Here is an 18,317-nt window from a genome sequence, read left to right as displayed (position 1 = left end):
AATGTTGTAAGTTTTAATATTTTTCAAAAGCCAAGGTAACTTTAAATAACCCCAGCTTTTTCCGTCTTACCTTTCTGGTTTCAAATCTTTTGCTTGTTCTCTCAATGCATAACGCTGAAATTTCCCTGTGCTCGTCATTGGAAATTCATCAACTACTTTAAATGCCTCGGGCCAATGGGTTTTACTTACTCCTTGTTCGTCTAAGAAAGCGGTTACATCATGTAATGTAAGTGAAGCAGTTTTGTCTTTTAAAACAACAATCGCTGCAGCACGTTGTCCTAAGCGTTCATCAGGAATAGCAACAATCGCCGCTTGAGAAACAGCTGGATGCGTATACAGCACTTCTTCAATTTCACGCGGATCAATTTTGTAACCACCACGATTAATAAGATCATCCCGTCTTGAAACAAAAGTACAATATCCGTTTTCATCTTTTCGCACAACATCCGCTGATTGAAACCAACCATCTTTGAACATTTTTTTCGTGTTTTCCGGCTGATTGTAATAACCAGGAATAAAGCATGGTCCTTTTACTAGAATTTCTCCTTCACAAGGCGGAGTTAATTCATTTCCTTCTGGAGAGATAACCCTCTCCTGTAAGCCATCAAGTATTTTTCCGAAAGAAGAACTCGTAATTTCAATACTATCATGTGGACGTGTACTATGAGTTGGTCCTGCTTCCGTATAACCGTAAAAAGCGACAATCTCAGCTCCAATACGATTATGCAACGTATTCAAAATATCATATGGACAAGTTGCACCAGCATAAGCGATTGTCTCAATCGATTGAACGTTGCGCTCCTCCAAACCATCAAAACGCGCCAAATCGATTAACATGGGAGGAGCTCCTAAAAGGGTCGTTGGTTTTTCTCTTTCGATGATTTCAACTGTTTTGTTAACATCCCATGCTTGAAGTAAAGTCACAGGTGCCCCTCGAGTCAGTGCCCCGAGACAACCAATCCCTAGTCCTGTTAGGTGAGCAATCGGTGTAACGATAAACCAATTCGCATCTTGCGGGAATTTCAAAATATCATTAAAGCGATTGATCCAGTATAGATTGTTTGCATGTAAATGTAATTCTGCTTTAGGCCTTCCAGTTGTTCCAGATGTGAACATGATGAAAAATGGATCAGTACCGACTGGACGTGTCTTTTCTAAAACTGATGGTGAACCATCTGCACCCGCTTTCAATAGATTATTGAAGCTTATTGTACCCTCATAATTTTGTTCGCTAACAACAATCACATGTTTTAAGCATGCATGTTTTTCTTGCAAACCAGTAGCCAAAGTGACAAAGTTTCGATTTCTAAATTGGTCAACGACAACAATTGCCGAGGCTTCCGTTAATTCTAAAACATAGTTTAAATCATGCTCTGTATAAGGAACATGACATAGAACTGGTAAAATCCCGACTTTCGCTGCTCCCATAAGGGCGATTAAAAAGTGGCTACTATTTGGGAGCTGCAACGCTATTCGATCTCCAGGCTGAAGTCCTAAATCTAGCAAACCGAGTGCAAAATCAGTAGATTGCTTGTCATATTCTTCAAAAGTAGTAATATTCCCATTTTCATCAATAATCGCTGGGCTATTTGGTTGCTTCCTTGCTTGTTCTTCTAAATGATGAACGAAGCTTTTCGTATCCCAATCTCCTGAAGATAAATAACCTTCAATCGTCTCTTTTGACATCCATACATAATTTTTAGTAAGCAAATCATTTATACTTTGATTTAAAGCATCTGTTTGAATCATAATTCTATTCCCCCTCATATTTTCGTATTGTCAAAAGTTTTTTAATAAAAATCTCAAGAATCCTTGATATTATTGTATTTATGGGCAAAATATCCCCCCATTTTGAGAGGAATCAGACCACAGATTCCCTATGAGTCTTTACATTGAGTGGCGAGCATGATACGGTGTAAAGCCTTACGCAACAAGGTTGACCGCGTCTTCACATAGAGATTCATGCTCGGTAGGCTCAATGTCAAGCCTTCAATATTTGAAGAGTTTTCATAGATTTTTTGACGTTACCCATATTTTTTTACATTAAGCCATCGTTAAGCCGCCTGAAACACTTAACGTTTGACCTGTTACAAATGAAGCTTCATCTGAACTGAAATAACAAACCGCATTCGCAATATCTTCCGGTTCAGCCAATCGACGAAATGGGATTGCTTTTTCTAACGCTGTTGAAATTTTCGGGTTATCTTTCACTATCTCTTGGAATAGAGGAGTGTTTACTGGTCCTGGACAGACAACATTGACGTTAATTTTATGTCTCGCCATTTCTCTCGCAATTGTTTTTGAAAATGCAATCACACCTCCTTTTGCTGCTGAATATACCGCTTCACCTGTCGAACCAACCCGTCCAGCATCAGAACCAATATTGATGACTTTTCCAAATCCTTGCTCAATCATAATTGGTAATACAGAATAACAGGTGTTAAATACGCCTCTAAGATTAATTGCGATTACTTTATCCCACGTTTCCTCTCCGTTTTGTAAAAACGGCTCAATCTTATCCCATCCAGCATTGTTCACGAGCACATCAATTTTTTCGTATTTTTCTTTCGCTTGCTTAACCATTGATGTTACATCTGATAACTGAGTCACATCCGTTTTTATAGCAATGGCTTCCCCACCTGAAGAAATAATTTTTTCTGCTGTCACTTTGGCTGTCTCCAAGCTAATGTCTGTAACGACTACCTTTGCACCTTCACTAGCCAGTTTTGTACAGATAGCCTCTCCAATTCCTCTTCCTCCACCAGTTACAATTACAACTTTATCTTTTATTCTCATTTAAAAGCTCCTTTTACGTAGTATCGTTACTATCTCTCTTTTTATCTTCTATATTTTCGGAAGTTAACTGGTCGTTTTTCAATAAATGCATTACGTCCTTCTAACGCTTCTTCAGAACTGTAATACATGACAAGCGAACCCATTGATAATTGAGTAATTCCTTCAATATGTGCACTATCCGCATTGAAAGAATATTTCAACATTTTCAAGGCTGTAGGACTTTTATCAAGTATTTTTTCACACCAAATTTTTGTTTCTTCTATCAATTTTTCATGTGGGACAACTTTGTTAACAAGCCCCATTTCTTTAGCTTCTTCGGCGCCATATTGCTCACATAAGAACCAAATTTCCCGCGCTTTTTTTTCACCAATCACTCTCGCTAAGTATGCACTTCCAAAGCCTGCATCATAACTGCCTACTTTAGGACCGACTTGCCCAAACCTTGCTTGATCGGAAGCAATCGTTAAGTCACATACGACGTGTAACACATGTCCTCCACCAATTGCATATCCGTTAACAGCTGCAATAACGGGTTTCGGTATATTGCGAATTGCGGAATGTAATGTTTCAACTTCAAGTCCAATTCCATTCGTTAATCCACTCTCTTCACTGTACCCATCATCCCCACGATCCTTTTGGTCACCTCCAACACAGAAAGCTTTATCTCCTGTACCCGTGAGAACAACAACACCAATTTTGTTATCGTCCCACGCATCGCGGAAAGCATCGATTAACTCCCTCACTGTTTTTGGACGAAACGCATTGTAAACCTGCGGTCTGTTGATCGTAATTATTGCCATTCCATTCACTTTTTCATAAAGAATGTCTGTATATGCCATCGGTATTCCTCCTCAAATTCTAAAGTTGTTATTAGTAGGGCTTAAACTCTTTACCTATAATCTCTCGAGCAATAACAATTTTTTGTGTTTGTGCTGTACCGTCACCAATTTCCAAACCGATGACATCACGTAAACGTTGTTCGATTGCCATTTCTTTCGTATACCCATAATGACCATTAAGCAACAAACATTCGTGGATCGCCTCTCTCGCAAGATAAGGACCCATCCATTTACACATCGAAGCTTCTTTCGTATGTGGAAGACCTTGATCCCGTAACCAAAGTGCTCGAAAGCATAACCATTTTGCCATCTCCAACCAAGTATGATGCTCTACGATCGGAAATTGCACCCCTTGAAATTTTGCTAAAGGGCTTCCAAAAGCTTCACGAGTTCTTACATGCCCGATCGTCTCGTCAATTGATTGTTCCGCCGCTCCAATACATTGCAGAGCGATCAATATTCGACTTAAATCAAAACCCTTCATCACTTGATAAAATCCTTTATTTTCCTCACCAATTAAATAACTCTCTGGAATACGGACCTCATTGAGAAAAACTGAGCCTCTTCCTATTGGAATATTTCCCATATCCGCATAGCTTTGAATTTCTATACCTTCAACATCACTAGGAACAATAAACGCACTGACGCCACGCGCTCTTTCTTCAGGATTTGTTTTTGCAAACACGACAAAGCCATGGGCGAATTTTGCTAACGAGATACCCGATTTTTCTCCAGTTAATAGATACGAGTTCCCATCCTTTACTGCTTTTGTTTGTAAATTAGCTGCATCTGAACCAGCACCTGGTTCAGTAATGGCGATACCTAAAAGACATTCACCTAATGCCATCCGCTTAAGCCACTCTTCTTTAATTTCTTCTGAAGCGTGCTCTTCAAGAATTTCGCTAATTAATCCATTCAACATTACGGCATAAGCCGCATTAAAATCACCTTTTCCAACTTCAAGTGCTGCAATCCCCGTCGTCACACAGTTTGCAGAACTTCCATTATATTTTTCTTGCACGCGTAATCCAGTTAAGCCCAGGCCCCCCATTTTGCTCCATATTTCATAAGGGAATTTTTGCTCTCGATCCCATTTTGTATAGTGAGGAAGAAGATCACTTTTCGCAAAGTCACGTAAAATTTGTCTAAAAGCATTCTGTTCTTCAGTCCAGCTAAAATCTAACATGTCTATCCCTCTTTGTTTGGTAGTCTTCGATTAATTTCTAATAAACTGAGGTTCCCGCTTCTCAATAAAGGCTTGAATTCCTTCTTTACAATCGTCGCCACTAAATACAGATAAAATAGCTTGAACTTCCATCTGTCTAGCAGCATACGTATCAACATCAAAGGCATGGCTAGCAGATTCCTTAATCGCTCGGAAGGCTACTGCCGATTTTTTTGTTATGTCATTGCTAAACTCAATCGTTTCTTCAATTAAATGGTCCTCACTTGTTATCTTTTCTAGTAAACCAACTTGCAACGCTTCCTCTGCCCTTATTACTGAGCCTGTATATAACATTTTCTTTGCTTTTGCTAATCCAATTAATTTCGTAAGACGATATGTGCCTCCACCGCCTGGAATTAACCCGAGTCGGATTTCAGGCAAAGCGAATCGTGAATCTGGGGTGGCAAATCGAAAATCACACGACAGCGCTAGTTCAAGTCCTCCCCCATAGGCAACTCCTTGAATGGCTGCGATTGTTAATATTGGGATTTTTTCAAGTTTCCAAGTCACTTCTTGAATAAGTCGGACATAGTTTTCAAATGTTTTGGCGTCCATTTCACTAATCTGTTTTAAGTCTGCTCCAGCTGCAAAATTATCCCCTGAACCACTAATAATGAGAGTTTTATAGCTGGACGTATTCTCAATTACAGTTAACTTTTCTAATAACTCATAAAGCATTTCTTCATTTAATGCATTCAAACTTTTAGGTCTGTTTAAAATAATGTGTCCCATTCCGTCTGAGATACTTTTAAGTTTTACTGTCGATTCCAACTATTCATTCCCTCCCTCTTTCGTTTAATGAATTGTTTTCTTCACCCCTCTCACCCATATATCCAATCAACATTGTATAGATGCAAAAAGCATGCCAAGATTAAAATGCTTACTATATCTGTTATGATTAGAGAAAAATAGTTTAGTTTTTTGCATGCGTAATGATTTTTTTGCGGAATTGCGAAAGTTTACTTTGTCATGAATTTAGGAAGGATAGAAGTTTGTCTATCCTTCCTAAAACATTCTTACTATTGCGGGTTTATAAATTCAGGAGGAGTCGTATGAATAATTCTGATATCCGCTTCTCCTGAATCATCAAAAAACTCGCCAATCCAATTAGGGTGAAGCACTTGGTGTGTTCTTGGGTCTACTCGCAATTCTCCCATTGCACTATCAAATGTAAAATTATCTTCAAGCACTTTTATCACATCATCAGGATTCGCACTACCTGCTTCTTCAATTGCTTCAAACAGCATCCATGCCCCAACGTAAGATTCTCCTGAAAAATTTGTTGGTTTATATCCATGATCCTCTTCGAAGCTTTTTACAAACGAGACATTCTTCTTATTGTCTAATGAATGGTGGTAGTTAGCAGGTCCGTAAATGCCTTTCGTTAATTCAGGGTTTGTCGTTGCTAAAGAATCACCCATCGGAGTGATAATTACGTCTATATCTTCATCCACAATTCCAAAACTGTTTACTTGTGATAAGAAGTTCGTCCCATCCCCGCCCGCATATGCCGCAATGATCGCGTCTGGCTTCTTGGAACGTGCGTTAGTTAAGACCGTTGAATAATCGGTTGCTCCTAGCGGAGTAAATTCTTCCCCGAGGATTTCACCGCCAATGTCTTCAACAATGGTCTCCATTTCATTAATAACATCGTGTCCCCATTCATAATCAGCACCGAGAAAATAGAATGTTTTATAAGGAAGGTCAGCATTTTTCATCCAGTGCTCCAATGTTAATACATCCTGATTGTCGTTATGATTAACGCGGAAAACGTTAGAGTTTGAATCTGGATCTGTGATTGCCACGGATTTCGGAATCGTTGTCACTAATAAACTTTCCCAATCTGGCATTTTTTCTGATAAAGCAAGGGTCACACTACTCGCAACAGAACCAATGAATAGATTAATATTTTCTTCTAACACCATTTTTTCTGCTTTTCTAATCGCAACATCAGGCGCAACTTCATCATCTTCAACAACGAGCTCAATTTGTTTTCCTAAAACTCCCCCCTGCTCGTTCACTTCTTTTACCGCTGTCTTAACCGCATCAAGCATTTCATTCCCAATTTCACCATAAGGTCCACTTAAAGTCGTTACGACTCCAATCCTTAATGAGTCTTCACTTTCACCATTTGAAGAGTCTCCACCACCTGTAGTCGCTTCTTCTTTGTCTCCACCACAGGCAGCAAGAATGAATAAACTTAAAATAAAACTGTAAACTAACCATTTTTTTAGATTCATTAGAAATTCCCCTTTTTATTTAATTCATAAACGGCGGTGCCGTTAGTGTAAGTCCGCCATCAACTACGATTGTTTGACCACAAATAAACTCAGCTGATGGCGAACACAAAAATGCAATAACTTCGGCTACATCTTGCGGTGTACCTAGACGTTGTTTAGGAGTAGATTTTACCCATTCTTCTTTCCAAGCTATCCACTGATCGCCAGCGTAAATCTGAGCTGAATCCGTCTCAATTACACCTGGATTTACTGAATTTACTGTAATCCCATGTCCTGCAAGCTCACATGCCCAATAACGTGTTAACGATTCTAACGATGCTTTTACTGCACCTAACATTCCATGGTTAGCAACATATTTAAAACTATCAAAACCTGAAACAATAACGATTTTCCCGGTCCGTTCATTCATTAATGATGTCGCCTCTTGAACAGCAACAAGTGAACCTTTGATCGATAAGTCAAATGTTCTTTGCATGTGATGTTCTTTCATGTCATTAAGTGGTTTAAATGCGGTCGCAGCAGCATTTAAAACAAGAGCATCCAAATGACCGACACGACTTCGAATTTTCTCAAACATTCCACGAACTTCTTCTGGCTTTTCTAAATCAGCTGCTACAGTAAATCCTGTTACTCCCACTTTTTTCACTTCAGTCAAGACTTCGCGAGCCAAATCTTCATTTTTTTTGTAATGAACAACGATGTTAAAGCCTTTATCAGCTAACGCGAGTGCAGTAGCACGGCCTATCCCACGTGAGCTACCCGTTATAATTGCTGTTTTTGGCATGAATTCCCTCCTTTTGCCAATCAAATTCACTACTTCACATTACGTGCTTAAGATCGAGTGAACCTTAGTGTTAGCGCTTTCACATTTGTTAACCGATACCCATTAATTCTGAAACTAGTGAAGAGTCATTTAATAGTGACTCTCTATCACCTGAGTAAGTGATTTCACCTTTATTCATAATGTAAACTCGGTCACCTAATGTTTTGGCTAAACGCAAACTTTGCTCTACTAAAATCATCGTCATTCCCTCTTGATGCAACTTCTTAATCGATTCTTCGAGTTCCTGAACAACAATAGGAGCCAACCCCTCACATGGTTCATCAAGCATCATAATTTTCGGATCGCCCATTAAACATCTGGCAATGGCTAGCATTTGCTGTTCACCACCGCTTAAATAAGCTCCACTTCGATTTTGTTTTTCTTTTAATACTGGGAACATTTCAAAAACTTTATTAATATCCCACCTCCTATTTTTAGGTGCATTTAATTGACCAATCATTAAGTTTTCCCTCACTGATAGCGAAGCAAAGATCCTTCTGTCTTCGGGAACATAACCGATTGCATTTTTTTTGAAAATGTCATGCGGAGTATGATTTGTTATTTCCTCTTGTTGAAAGTAGATCCCCCCTTTCTTAACATTAACTAGTCCCATGATTGACTTTAGCGAAGTTGTTTTCCCGACACCGTTTCTACCAAGCAAACATACGACTTCACCTTCTTTAACCTCTAAAGAAACACCATGAAGAATATGGGCTTGGCCATAGTATGCGTTTACTTTATCCAAATGAATTAGTTTGCTCATGCCAATTCTTCTCCCAAATAAATTTCTTGAACCTGTTTATTTTCCTTCACATGCTCAGGTGTATCTGTAAGTAATAACTCGCCGTAATAAAGAACAGAAATTCGATTAGATATATCAAACACAATATCCATATCGTGTTCGATAAACACAATGCTTAATTGCAAATCACGAGAAAGCTGCTTAATAAAGTCGGCGATATAACGACTTTCTTCCATAGATAAACCTGCTGTCGGTTCATCAAGCAACAGCACTTCTGTATTGCCAGCAAGTGATAAAGCAATTTCTACTAACCGCTGTTCCGCATATGCGAGATCAGAGCATTTTTCGTCTTTAACAGATGTTAAGTGGCAAATTTCTAACAGCTTTTCAGTTTGAACACTAATATCAGTCATCGAGTCTATACTTTTAAATAGTTGATATTTTTGTTTGTTCACACCTTGAACGGCATACCTAATATTTTCATAGACGGTATGCTGCATAAATATATTTGTAATTTGAAAGGAACGAGAGATTCCAAGTTCTCTTCGTTTATTCGGCTGTACTTTCGTTATTTTTTTGTTTTTATAAAAAACATCACCCGCATTGGGAATCAGCATACCGCTTAACAGGTTTAAAAAAGTTGTTTTACCTGCTCCATTCGGTCCAATAATTGAACAAATCTCACCTTTTTTAATAGCAAAATCAACACCATTAATAATCGGATTACTATGGTACGAAAAATAGAGTGAATCTGATTTCAGAATAGACTCCAATAACTGCACTCCCTTCTATGATTAGCTTACTTTTTTTGCAACCACCCAAATAATCCTCTTGGGAAAAAGACAACAACGAGCATAAACAGCAATCCGACAACGAGCATCCAATTCTCCGTATACGAACTAAGCCAGTCTTTAAACCAGACAAAACCCATTGCACCAAATAAAGGACCAAATAAAGTGCCCATTCCACCAATTAATGTCATTAACAATACGTCTCCAGAAAAAGCCCATGACACGTAGTTTGGCGAAACAAACATTTTTAATAACAAGTAGCCTACACCGGCAAACGCACTGAAGAAAGCACTAATTAAAAATGATTGAAATTTAATTCGAAAAACATTAAAGCCTAAAAACTTTGCCCTTTCTTCATTTTCATGAACTGAGATTAAAGCGTTTCCAAAAGGAGATTTGACAATCCTATTAATAAAATAATAGGTAGCTAACAACATAACTGCGACAATCATTAAAAGCGGTAGCGTATCCGTTAGTTTTATCACTTGACTGCCTACACTTAATTCAATTGATTGATTCACACGTTTGCCGTCAAAGCCGCCAGTTAAACTTCTCCATTTTGTTATTATGATATAAACTAATTCACCAAATGCTAGCGTGACCATAGCAAATTGGATTCCGTTTAAACGGCAACTGAAAAATCCGATTAAATAGGCAACGATCATTGTAAAGCTCATTGCCAATAAAACAGCAATGAAAAAAGACATTTGATAATCTATGAAAAGTATCGAAATCACATATATATTTAGCCCAAAAAATAAAGTGTGAGCGAGATTCAATAACCCACCGTAGCCGAGCAGGAAGTCCATACTGAGTGCCAAAATGGAAAAAATCATCATTTCAATGACAAACCTTTGATAAAAAGGGCTAAAAAATGTTATAGCCAACAGAAAGATTAAAATAATACTCGCATAGACGATGAAATCAGTCTTATTCATTGAAAACTTTTTTTGTTCAATAAGGGCACCCTCGACATTCTCTTTTTGCTTTAATAAACTACTCACTTCATCCCCCTCCTTTCCGCATCATGTCATCCGATTGAATAATGCTCCCAACCCTTTTGGATTTTTAATGATAACTAAAATCATTAATGTTAACGTGAACACAATTGTTAATTCCGAGAAGTAGATTCCACCAAATACTTGAAGAAAACCGATAGCCAATCCCGCTACTATCGTTCCTGCAAAGCTAGTCATTCCTCCAATAACCAATACGATAAATGCATCGATGATGATCGCCATTCCCATATGAGGTTCAAGCGTTAAATAAGGTCCCGTAACAACTCCAGCTAAAGCTGCTAAAGCTGTTCCAGCAGCAAACACACCGACTCCTATCAACTTGACATTCACACCTAAAACTGAAGCAGTTTCTTCATCCTCTGTTCCCGCTCTAACAATGATGCCAATTTTTGTTTTCGTTAACAGAAAATAAACACCTAATAAAACGATGGAACAAAAGACAATTAAAAATAATCGATATACAGGAAACGGATATCCAATTGTAATAGAGCCTGAAAGCATAGATGGAGGACTTACAGAAATCATGTTCGGTCCCCAGATGATTCTCGTTAAATTTTCGATAAAGAGCGCGAATCCAAACGTAAATAAAACAACGTATACTGGAGATTTCCCACTTAACTTAATAAGCACGTACCGCTGCAATAATAAACCGACTATGCCCATAATGACCGACGCTAGCAAAATAGCTAACGTAAAACTGCCTGTTACATGATAGATTTGATATCCTAAATAAGCACCGAGCATGTACAATGCTCCATGCCCAAAATTAATAATATTGAGAAAACCAAAAATAATTGTAAGGCCCGAAGCTATCAAAGCCAACAGCAGCCCTAGTGTTAAAGCATTAAAAAAATGTGACATAAAAATTCCGAGTTCCATTTTGTAACCCACCCCTTTCGTCTTAAATCAACGTTACATAAAACCTTTTTACATTTTTTTAAAAGCTAGTACATCTAACCACCTTTCCTATTCCCTTATACCAATATAATGCAAGTATCATGCCAAATCAGTAAGCTTGCTATAACGACAATTTTAGATTTAGGCATTCTCAATTATGCGATTAGTTTCACACTTTTGCGAAAATTCGATAAAAAACCTGAACATTACGTTCAGGGCTTATGTACCTATTTTATCCATTCTAGTTTTCACGTTTTCGACACTTCAAACAATTTCGTGCTTTCTTTTATAAGTTGGATAAACAGTTCCAACGCTTTCGTTTGAAACGGTGCTTTTGTGACGATCGAAAATTTCCGTAAAAACGGTAAACCTTGAATAGGGAGAACTGTTAGTGTACCAATTTGTAATTCTTTTCGAATCGCCCATTTAGACAGCATACTAATTCCAACTCCTGCTTCAACGGACTCTTTGATTAACTGAGTGCTTCCAAACTCCAACACGTTTTTTGGCGTAATGTTTAGCTTTCGAAACATGTTATCAACCGCTGTTCTCGTCCCTGATCCACTTTCGCGAATAATCCACGTTTCTTCAGACATTAATTTTCGTGAAGGCACCGTCTTTGTTAAATCGTGTTGCGCGGATGTAAATATGACCATCTCGTCCGTTGCAAACGGCTCAATTAGTAAACTTTCATCTTGAAGTTGTCCTTCAACAATTCCAACTTCGACTTGATGATTTTTCACCAGTTCGACGATTTCTTTCGTATTTCCAATCATAATCGTTGGACGAATAAGCGGATACTTGTCATGCATAACTGCAATAATGTGTGGGAGCATGTACTCACCGAACGTATAGCTTGCACCGATTGGTAAAAGACCTGTCGCTTTCGCCGTTAAATCATCAACTAAATAATGCATTTTTTTATATACATTCAATATTTCTTTCGCATGGTGGTAAACGATTGCACCCGCTTTATTTAGACGAACATATTTATTTGTTCGCTCAAGCAAACGGGTCCCCATTTGTCTTTCTAGTGATTGAATGTATTGGCTGACGGCCGGTTGAGTCATATGCAACTCTTCCGCTGCTCGTGAAAAGTTTTCCCGTTCTACAACCGTAACGAATACTTGCAATTGTTGATCCATAAATCAAACCTTCTTCCGCTATAATTTTTACTTATGATAATTATTATAACCATTTATTTTCCTTATCATATAAAATCATTTAATCTTATAGAAGAGGCGATAGTAAGGAGTAGGATATGGAAGTTGACATAAAAAACATTCAAAAGCGGGAAAAGCGCGACCCAAACCGTTTCAGATTATGGATAGGTGGCGTTTTGTTTACATTTATCATCGCGCTCTTCGGTTATTTGCTTGCAAAAACTCCTGTCTTTCATCTTATAGGGCAAATGGCGAGCGCCATTTTCCTTGCGGTTGTTTACCGGCATTTTTTCAATTACCCCGAAGCATTGAGAGCAGGCATTACCTTTTCTTCAAAAAATTTGCTTCGATTTGCAATTATGCTGTACGGTTTAAAGTTAAATGTTTCCATTATCATTCAAGATGGATTAGGCCTAGTCGTCCGTGATGCTTTGATTATTACGTTTGCAATTCTAAGTACACTTTGGTTAGCGAAAATATTAAGAGCTGAACGAAAGCTTTCACTTTTATTAGGAGTCGGTACGGGGGTATGTGGAGCAGCAGCGATTGCAGCAGTAGCTCCGATCGTTAAAGCAAAAGATGAAGATACAGCGTTAGGAGTTGGAATTATCGCTTTAATCGGAACTGTTTTTGCCGTTGTGTATACGTTCTTCATCCCGTTCTTGCCATTTGAAATAAGTGAGTATGCAATTTGGGCCGGAATGAGCCTTCATGAAATAGCCCATGTCGTGCTAGCGACCGCCCCAGGGGGCGAAGAAGCTTTAGCAATCGGCTTACTTGCAAAGCTAGGACGTGTCTTGCTGCTCATCCCTCTCTGTTTCGTATTTATATTTTTTATGAAACGAAAAAAACCGCATGTAAACGAAGAAACCGAGAAAATCCAATTCCCATATTTCTTAATTGGATTTATTGCGTTTAGCTTGTTTGGCAGTTACGTGCTTGGTCCAATTATACCTGTTAAAGAATCAGTTATGGATGGAGTTTCATCGTTAACAAGTTGGCTTTTAACTGCAGCGATGGTCGGTCTAGGCCTTAATATTAATTTAAGGGATTTGCGTACGAAAGCGATGAAACCAATTCTTGCCATTAGCATTACGTCCATTTTTGTATCCGTTATAGCTTATGTACTTGTATGAAAAATTTTGAATTACAAAAAGCTTGTAGAGGTGGTGTTGACTCGTTCTCTACAAGCTTTTATTTTTTCTTAACCGACCGATGCGAGCTTGAACAGAGCGGACACTTCTTCCAAAGTGGTTAGCAATATAGGAGTAGCTTCTCCCCGCTTTATACAAAAAGAGCAATTGTTCATCTTCTGACGGTGTCCAATTTTTATTTGCATTTTTCGGCTTCGACAAATCTTTTATTCGTTCTTCTTCAAACCAATCAGGCTCTGGAAGAATGGTATGTCGTTTAATTTTCGCAAAATTAATTTCATCTTTATGATTTTCCGCCCATTCCCAAAATTCATCCGGATAAATGGAATAATGTTTTACTTTATTTCTCTTGTAATAGTAATAATTCTTTTTCATTGCAGGTAAGTTTTTTTCTTCAATCCATCTCTCGACAACCGAACGACTGACTCCAAGAGCTTGTGCTAATTGCATTAAACTCATACTTCCGTCTAATTCTCGAATGCTCGTTATTCCAAGACGGTTTAACTTGCTTCTAACTGCATTGGGCGTTCGATTTAATTTGCGTGCGATACTTTCAATCGATTGAAAACCTGCACTTTCTTCTAAAATTGTAATCTCATCTTCTTCCCACATTGTTTCTGTTTTCATTTGACTACCAAATCCCCCACTACAATTTTCTTTATATATACAATGTTGCATATTCCCGATTGTGCCCATTTTGTACGTATCGACTAGGCTTTCCGATGTAATAGCCTTGTAAATATGGAACATCTAATGATTTTGCGCTTTCAAAGTCTTCCAAGTTTTCAATACCTTCTAAAACAAGCTTTTTATTTTTCTTACGGCAATAGTCAACAAAAAATGCTAACACAGCCTGCTTGTCATCTGAAACAGCTAACTGATTTGAGAAATATCGATCAAGCTTAATAATATCCGGGTTATATTCTATCACTTGCTTAAGTGAAGCTGCACCGACACCGACATCATCAATTGCAATATGAAAGCCTTTTTTACGTATTAGACTGACGATATCTTTTAAATTGGGATTACCCCATACATGTTTTTCTTCTGCTGTTTCGTTTAATTCAAAAACAATTTGATTTGAATTAAACGAGTTTTCCGATATGACCTTCTCTAAAAAAGTAGGGAAATCTTGTGTCAGTAACGTTGTTGGAAAGATGTTAATAAACAATGTTTCAACATGATGGAAGCGAAAGGTCTCAATCACTTTTTCGATCGATAACATATCGAGTTTCGAATGCCATCCTTGTTCACGTGCCGTTTGAAATAACGCTACAGGATTTGAGGTTCGGGCATGTCGAAGCAACGCTTCATAACCGATCGTTTTTTTCGTTTGAGAGCAAATCACTGGTTGAAATACGTGATGGATATCCTTTTTCGTTAGCATAAACTTCCTTTGCCCCCTGCAAGTTAAGTTAGTGAGGCTACCGCTATACACATTTCAAATTGTTAAAAAAAAACGGCTATTCTATTAAAATAGAATAGCCAAATAATTGTTTCAAACATTACTTGGTAGCCTGGCGATCATCGCTCATAAGACGTTAGACCCATGGCTTTGCGTCCTATCCTTTCGGAATAGTTTGCCTTTTTCTTCAATGTTTGGGGTTAACTTGAAGTTTTTACTTTAACTATATAGCATTATATAAAACCTGTTTTCTGAATTCAACAAAATTCGGCAAAAATCAGCAAAAATAGGTGTTTCACGCAAATGTTCCATACATTTCTTTCATCCATTCAACAATGCCCATATTATGTTCAAACTTAATCTCTTCAACATCTTGTATTTTTAAAATATTTCCGTCTTTAATAAGGACGACAACATCAAGAATCGACTCAATTTCTTTAATTTCATGTGTCGTCATAATGATCGTTTGTGTTTCTAAATCAACAAAAGAAAGCAATCCCTTAACTATAGCCTCTCTCGCCATCGGATCGAGACCCGAAAAAGGTTCATCCATTAAAATAAGCGGGACTTTCCTAGCAAGAGCTAAAGCGATTTTTACACGTCCCCGATTTCCTTTAGAAAGATGTTTTACTTTAACATTTTGATCGACATTCATAAACGCTAAAATTTCATCAGCTTTTTCTTTATTAAAATCATAAAACTGACTTTCATAAAATAATACATGCTCTTTTACTGTATAAAACGGATAATAGGCGTCAAGTTCGGACAAATATGATACACTTTGGCAAATGTGTCGTGTGACTTGCTCACCATTGATCGTAATGTTTCCTTGTGTCGGTTGAAGGAGTCCTGCCATTAATTTTAAAATTGTTGATTTCCCACTTCCATTTTCGCCAACGATACCAATGATTTTTCCTGCTGAAAGCGTAAATGATACATTGTCTAACGCTTTTTTCATAACATACCGTTTTGAGACGTTTGTAAATTCGATCATGTTTCCTCTCCTCCGTTCTCACGTTCATGTTTAAAGTAATACTCGATTCCACTAAGCATTTCTTCATTTGAAAACCCCATTTCCCGCATATCTTTTACAAACGTAGAAATGTGTTCTGCTTTTAACGTTCTCCTTAACTGAAGTAACGTCTCTTCATCTTCAGTAATAAATGTTCCTTGCCCTCTTCTCGTTTCCACAATGTTCATCCTTTCCAGCTCACGATACGCTCGTTGAATCGTATTGGGATTTACACTTGACTGAATCGCCATTTCACGAACAGAAGGCAATTTATCCCCCGCTCGCCATTCACTCCGGACAATTTTTCGATTAATCCTTGCCATAATCTGCATATAAATCGGTGTGTTTGTATCAAACGTATCCATACGTTAAACCTCAACTTTCCGATCGATAATCCAGCCAGCAATAAAAAACAAGATGAGCATAATAAACGCATAATACACATACGTTCCGATATAGACGGCATTTGCAATACTACCTTCAATAGTAATTTCACCTATTCCTTTTCCAAAAACTATCGGGTAAATAAACTCGTCTAACGGAATCGCTCCCCAGTTAGTCAACTTTGAAAATAGAGAAGAAGATTCCCATTTAAACATGGATACAAAGCCAATAATAATCAGCGGGATGAGCACGAGCCACTGAAGCTTCCCTAAATATTTTTTTAAAGACAAACTTATCGTCCAAAAAAACACTCCCCAAACTGCATAATAAAGCGATAAACCAATAACATGAATGACAACGTTTATACCATTCACGAATAAACCTTTCGTCGACAAACCTGCCTCTGCAATGATGTTCGTTAACGAAGTCCCGCTATAAATGACGACGAGGGATGCCAACAGCAATGACAAAAACATATAAGCTAAACCGGTTAAAAATTTAGCTAGCAGTAGCGAATACCCTGATTGAAGACTGTGCAGCCACATGTGCATCCGATCTTTTTCCATGTAAATGCTAACAACTAAATAGGCAGGCATATAAAATGTGTGCAAAATAACGATGACGAAAGAACCAGCAAATAAAATGGTCCCTTCATCAAATTTCCACGTTAAAAACGTCAATAACCCATAGACAAGCAGCATTGCAGTAATTGACCAATAAATTCCTGTTAATCCTAGGCGAAACTCTTTCTTCACTAGCCCAGACCATGCATTCATTTTATTCCCTCCAATATCATTATATTAGTGTACTAGTAATACAATACACTAATATTCCAAGTTGTGTCAATCGGTTTTTTCAATTCAAACCTAGTGCTATACTTAAAAAAGTTTGAGGTGAATGAAAAATGAATGGAATTATATTTTTAAATGTCATTGGAAGCTTGTTTATTTTATATTTAATCGTTCGTGCTTTCTTAACTCGTCGTGCTCGAAAGCAATGTCAATCGTTCCACAAGCAACCGTTTCAAGTCAAAGTCAAAAAAGGGTCGTGGAAAGATCGAATGACGATTATTTTTACTCTGCTTATGTTTGCCTGCTGGATTATTGGATTGCTCTATTATGCAACAGTTCAATTATCCATTCTTTATTTAGCTGCAATCTTAGGGATGCACTCGTTTTATCCACTATTTCGTGAAGGAAAGATCGGGGAAAAAGGAATTGCAATTGCTGATCATTTCATTTCGTGGCAACATATAGATAACCTTCAACTTACAACGTCAAAAATATCAGATTTTCATTACCCAAACGAAAAACTATTGATAAACACAACGGAAGGTAAACAATACGAATTGATCATTGACAAAAAACACTCAGAAAAAGTGACGCAACTGCTTAAAGTAAAAAAACAAGAAAACCGTACTACTTTTAATTGTAATCGGAATAATGTAATCGAATAGGAGGGAATGTTCAACTCCCGACTTTTCACACGACTGTACATACCGTCGGTATACGGCAGTTCAAATAAGATTGATGACGTAAAGTTTCTTAACGTGATATTAGACTTTTAATCCTTAGAAACTCCTATAGGAGATTCCGGAGGTTCTGTGTAAGATGATACTTTCAAAAATTTTCCGATAACTTTTCATGATTTACCCATTCATATGCATTTCCTTTTGGAACGCCTAACCCGAACGTGCTTGATTTCTTCTTATTCTTCCACAGACACATTCCAAGTCCTTCTAACCCAGAGTCGACCTTCTTAAATATGCTTGGCGTGTCTGTCAAAACGAATATCCGCACCAACTCATCAAGCATTAGTTAATCATTA

General features: G+C 37.8%; 19 protein-coding genes and 1 riboswitch. Of the genes, 2 read left to right on the top strand and 17 right to left on the bottom strand.

What is annotated here, in order from left to right; translation table 11 throughout:
* Positions 1–66: 66 nt before the first annotated feature.
* The 12 genes from ABU914_RS06580 to ABU914_RS06525 all read right to left on the bottom strand — a co-directional run bounded on the left by ABU914_RS06580 (position 67) and on the right by ABU914_RS06525 (position 12,517).
* Positions 67–1,749, bottom strand: coding sequence for a class I adenylate-forming enzyme family protein (locus ABU914_RS06580; RefSeq protein WP_379668938.1), 1,683 nt, complete (start codon positions 1,747–1,749; stop codon positions 67–69).
* Positions 1,750–2,043: 294 nt separating this feature from the next.
* The gene (locus ABU914_RS06575) at positions 2,044–2,796 is read right to left on the bottom strand and encodes an SDR family NAD(P)-dependent oxidoreductase (RefSeq protein WP_379668937.1); all 753 of its coding nucleotides are present in this window, start codon (positions 2,794–2,796) and stop codon (positions 2,044–2,046) included.
* 41 nt (positions 2,797–2,837) lie between these two features.
* Positions 2,838–3,635, bottom strand: coding sequence for a 1,4-dihydroxy-2-naphthoyl-CoA synthase (gene menB, locus ABU914_RS06570; RefSeq protein WP_379668936.1), 798 nt, complete (start codon positions 3,633–3,635; stop codon positions 2,838–2,840).
* 31 nt (positions 3,636–3,666) lie between these two features.
* The gene (locus tag ABU914_RS06565) at positions 3,667–4,821 is read right to left on the bottom strand and encodes an acyl-CoA dehydrogenase family protein (RefSeq protein WP_379668935.1); all 1,155 of its coding nucleotides are present in this window, start codon (positions 4,819–4,821) and stop codon (positions 3,667–3,669) included.
* A 30-nt stretch (positions 4,822–4,851) separates the two neighbouring features.
* Positions 4,852–5,631 (bottom strand): enoyl-CoA hydratase/isomerase family protein, encoded by a 780-nt coding sequence (locus tag ABU914_RS06560; RefSeq protein WP_379668934.1) that lies wholly within the window; start codon positions 5,629–5,631, stop codon positions 4,852–4,854.
* Positions 5,632–5,879: 248 nt separating this feature from the next.
* Positions 5,880–7,100: an ABC transporter substrate-binding protein gene (locus tag ABU914_RS06555; RefSeq protein WP_379668933.1), complete on the bottom strand. Its 1,221-nt coding sequence runs from the start codon at positions 7,098–7,100 to the stop codon at positions 5,880–5,882.
* A 19-nt stretch (positions 7,101–7,119) separates the two neighbouring features.
* Entirely contained in the window at positions 7,120–7,884 is a 765-nt protein-coding gene (locus ABU914_RS06550) for an SDR family oxidoreductase (protein ID WP_379668932.1), read from the bottom strand.
* Between the two features lie 88 nt (positions 7,885–7,972).
* On the bottom strand, positions 7,973–8,686 hold the full coding sequence (locus ABU914_RS06545; protein ID WP_379668931.1) for an ABC transporter ATP-binding protein: 714 nt from the start codon (positions 8,684–8,686) through the stop codon (positions 7,973–7,975).
* Complete coding sequence (locus ABU914_RS06540; RefSeq protein ID WP_379668930.1) at positions 8,683–9,438, bottom strand: ABC transporter ATP-binding protein; 756 nt, start codon at positions 9,436–9,438, stop codon at positions 8,683–8,685. The genes ABU914_RS06545 and ABU914_RS06540 overlap by 4 nt, the downstream gene beginning before the upstream one ends.
* A gap of 26 nt (positions 9,439–9,464) precedes the next feature.
* On the bottom strand, positions 9,465–10,460 hold the full coding sequence (locus ABU914_RS06535; protein WP_379668929.1) for a branched-chain amino acid ABC transporter permease: 996 nt from the start codon (positions 10,458–10,460) through the stop codon (positions 9,465–9,467).
* 21 nt (positions 10,461–10,481) lie between these two features.
* A complete protein-coding gene (locus ABU914_RS06530) occupies positions 10,482–11,354 on the bottom strand; it encodes a branched-chain amino acid ABC transporter permease (RefSeq protein ID WP_379668928.1) in 873 nt (290 codons plus the stop codon).
* Between the two features lie 266 nt (positions 11,355–11,620).
* Positions 11,621–12,517 carry a LysR substrate-binding domain-containing protein gene (locus tag ABU914_RS06525; protein WP_379668927.1) on the bottom strand — a complete coding sequence of 299 codons (897 nt, stop codon included), beginning with the start codon at positions 12,515–12,517 and terminating at the stop codon, positions 11,621–11,623.
* Between the two features lie 116 nt (positions 12,518–12,633).
* Here ABU914_RS06525 and ABU914_RS06520 point away from each other — a divergent pair, with 116 nt between their 5' ends.
* Positions 12,634–13,671: a YeiH family protein gene (locus ABU914_RS06520; RefSeq protein ID WP_379668926.1), complete on the top strand. Its 1,038-nt coding sequence runs from the start codon at positions 12,634–12,636 to the stop codon at positions 13,669–13,671.
* Between the two features lie 48 nt (positions 13,672–13,719).
* Here the strand turns inward: ABU914_RS06520 and ABU914_RS06515 are convergent, their stop codons facing one another.
* The 5 genes from ABU914_RS06515 to ABU914_RS06495 form a co-directional block, all read right to left on the bottom strand.
* Positions 13,720–14,316 (bottom strand): helix-turn-helix domain-containing protein, encoded by a 597-nt coding sequence (locus ABU914_RS06515; protein ID WP_379668925.1) that lies wholly within the window; start codon positions 14,314–14,316, stop codon positions 13,720–13,722.
* Positions 14,317–14,347: 31 nt separating this feature from the next.
* Positions 14,348–15,076, bottom strand: coding sequence for an EAL domain-containing protein (locus ABU914_RS06510; RefSeq protein ID WP_379668924.1), 729 nt, complete (start codon positions 15,074–15,076; stop codon positions 14,348–14,350).
* Between the two features lie 121 nt (positions 15,077–15,197).
* Positions 15,198–15,284, bottom strand: a riboswitch (cyclic di-GMP riboswitch).
* A gap of 105 nt (positions 15,285–15,389) precedes the next feature.
* On the bottom strand, positions 15,390–16,088 hold the full coding sequence (locus ABU914_RS06505) for an ABC transporter ATP-binding protein (RefSeq protein WP_379668923.1): 699 nt from the start codon (positions 16,086–16,088) through the stop codon (positions 15,390–15,392).
* The gene (locus ABU914_RS06500) at positions 16,085–16,471 is read right to left on the bottom strand and encodes a GntR family transcriptional regulator (protein ID WP_379668922.1); all 387 of its coding nucleotides are present in this window, start codon (positions 16,469–16,471) and stop codon (positions 16,085–16,087) included. The genes ABU914_RS06505 and ABU914_RS06500 overlap by 4 nt, the downstream gene beginning before the upstream one ends.
* Before the next feature lie 3 nt (positions 16,472–16,474).
* Positions 16,475–17,266 carry a hypothetical protein gene (locus ABU914_RS06495; protein WP_379668921.1) on the bottom strand — a complete coding sequence of 264 codons (792 nt, stop codon included), beginning with the start codon at positions 17,264–17,266 and terminating at the stop codon, positions 16,475–16,477.
* Positions 17,267–17,394: 128 nt separating this feature from the next.
* Here ABU914_RS06495 and ABU914_RS06490 point away from each other — a divergent pair, with 128 nt between their 5' ends.
* Positions 17,395–17,946 carry a hypothetical protein gene (locus ABU914_RS06490; protein ID WP_379668920.1) on the top strand — a complete coding sequence of 184 codons (552 nt, stop codon included), beginning with the start codon at positions 17,395–17,397 and terminating at the stop codon, positions 17,944–17,946.
* The last annotated feature ends 371 nt before the right edge of the window (positions 17,947–18,317 follow it).

The organism is Pueribacillus sp. YX66, assembly GCF_041725775.1.
In the GTDB taxonomy this organism is placed as follows: domain Bacteria; phylum Bacillota; class Bacilli; order Bacillales; family UBA6769; genus Pueribacillus.
The sequence above is the reverse complement of the archived record's forward strand: the minus strand, read 5'-3'. Positions and strand labels throughout refer to the sequence as shown.